At 46.9% G+C, this 1,104-nt stretch carries 1 protein-coding gene; it reads right to left on the bottom strand.

Going from position 1 to position 1,104, the window contains the following annotated elements; translation table 11 throughout:
* A partial coding sequence (locus CALSC_RS24780; protein ID WP_143288378.1) for an FG-GAP repeat domain-containing protein occupies positions 1-1,104 on the bottom strand: 1,104 nt, incomplete at both ends.

Raw genomic sequence — 1,104 nt, forward strand, 5'->3', positions numbered from 1 at the left:
GAAATTGATGTTACCATCATCTTCCCCAATGAAGGCATCTAAATCCCCATCATTGTCGAAGTCAGCAAAGGAGAGAGCAGAGTTAGTCCCTACATCCACACCATCAAAAGGATTACCACTGTCAGTTACCTCGGTGAAGTTGCCGGAACCATCATTCTCAAAGTAGTTGATGTTGCCCTCTCCTTCCCCAATGAAAGCATCCAAATCCCCATCACCGTCGATGTCAGCAAAGGTGGGGTTAGAGGCAAACCCTACATCTACACCATCGAAGGGGTTACCACTGCCAGTTACTCTGGTGAAGTTACCAGAACCATCATTCTCAAAGTAATCGATGGTGCCGTTTTCTTGCCCAATGAAGGCATCCAAATCTCCATCACCGTCGATGTCGGCAAAACTAGGGGTAGATAAGCCCTCCGCCCCTGAAGGGGTAGCTGAGCCTCCCACAAGAACACCATCGAAGGGGTTACCACTGCCAGTTTCTTCGGTGAAATTGCCAGAGCCGTCATTCTCAAAGTAGTTAATTTTGCCTTCATCTTCCCCAATGAAGGCATCTAAATCCCCATCACCGTCAATGTCAGCGAAAGTGGGGGCAGTAAAAACTCCTACATTTAAGCTGTCAAAGGGGTTAGCTGTGCCAGTCTGTTCTACAAAGACAGAATCACTTGTAGCTGGGGGAGTATCTGTAAGAGTAAAGTAGTTGATGGTGCCATCAAATGCTCCCACAATAGCCTCTACATTCCCATCACCATCGATGTCGGCAAAGGCTACTTTAGAGGTACCACCCACATTCACATTATTGAAAGGATTGTTGCTGCCGGTTACCTCAGTGAAGTTGCCAGAACCATCATTTTCAAAGTAGTTAATTCTGCCGTCTTCGTCGCCAATGAAGGCATCCAAATCCCCATCACCGTCGATGTCAAAAAAGGTGATGTCAGAACTATACCCCACATCTACACCATTAAAGGGGTTACCAGTACCAGTTACTTGGGTGAGGTTCCCAGAACCATCATTCTCAAAGTAGTTGATGGTGCCATCAAATGATCCAATGAAGGCATCCAAATCCCCATCACCGTCGATGTCAGCAAATGTGGGGGTAGAGGCAAA

It is taken from the genome of Calothrix rhizosoleniae SC01 (assembly GCF_900185595.1).
GTDB classification, from domain to species: Bacteria; Cyanobacteriota; Cyanobacteriia; order Cyanobacteriales; family Nostocaceae; genus Calothrix_A; species Calothrix_A rhizosoleniae.